The 442-nt window shown below is 71.3% G+C and carries 1 protein-coding gene; it reads left to right on the top strand.

Annotated elements, in window-relative coordinates; all coding sequences use genetic code 11:
• Positions 1–442: hypothetical protein (locus KVT44_RS55585; protein WP_217576870.1), on the top strand; the 442-nt coding region annotated here is incomplete at both ends.

The raw sequence follows: 442 nt of genomic DNA on the forward strand, positions 1-442 counted from the left end.
CTCCCCGCTCAGGAGGGGTCGCAGGTCGCCTACTGGACCGTCGAACTCCTCGTGCGGGTCCAGGGCAGGGGCATCGGCGGTGCGCTTCACGCCGTCGTCGAGGGCACCGCCCGTGACGCGGGACGCACCGTCCTGCAGGCATGGGCCGAGCATCCCGAGCCCGACGCCGGTGCGTCCTCGGAACGGCTCGCCGCGCCGACGGGCTCCGGGGAGATCCCGCTGGACCGTCCTGCGCGCTACTTCCGACGCCACGGGTACACGCCCGAACAGGTCGACCGGAAGAGCGTGCTCGAGATCGAACCCGCACTGCCGAGCGTGCGAGACCTCCTCGCCGATGCCCGATCGCATGCCGACGGTTACCGCGTGGAGCAGTGGATGCTTCCGACTCCCGAGGCCTACCGCGAGAGCTTCGCCTGGGCGAAGTCGCGGATGTCGACGGACG

It is taken from the genome of Streptomyces sp. GbtcB7, from assembly GCF_019091445.1.
Taxonomy (GTDB): domain Bacteria; phylum Actinomycetota; class Actinomycetes; order Streptomycetales; family Streptomycetaceae; genus Streptomyces; species Streptomyces mirabilis.